Below are 257 nucleotides of genomic sequence, written 5' to 3' on the forward strand. Positions count from 1 at the left end.
GTTGGCCTTTACGATTCCGCCAAAACGATGGTAACCGGTTTCTTTAAGCATCTGGCAAAAAGCGATATCTCCTCGTATTCCGTATGTATTCCCAATCTTTATGTACAATGCAGGCAGTTCTGCGGGAAAGAATGGATTTACAGAGCGGGCATAGGCAAGCATTTGTTCTTCTGTTGCTATGGATGCGCCGAGAATCGGCTGCTTTCCTTTCAACTGTGGAACGGGTGGAGCGAGAGAAGTGTGAGTGGGTGTGATGG

At 47.9% G+C, this 257-nt stretch carries 1 pseudogene; it reads right to left on the reverse strand.

Annotated features, from left to right (window positions below):
* Positions 1–257 (reverse strand): annotated as a pseudogene (locus LKX83_RS32660) (glucosaminidase domain-containing protein); the annotation flags it as partial.

The sequence above is a fragment of the Cohnella baijiui genome (assembly GCF_020731285.1).
Taxonomy (GTDB): domain Bacteria; phylum Bacillota; class Bacilli; order Paenibacillales; family Paenibacillaceae; genus Cohnella.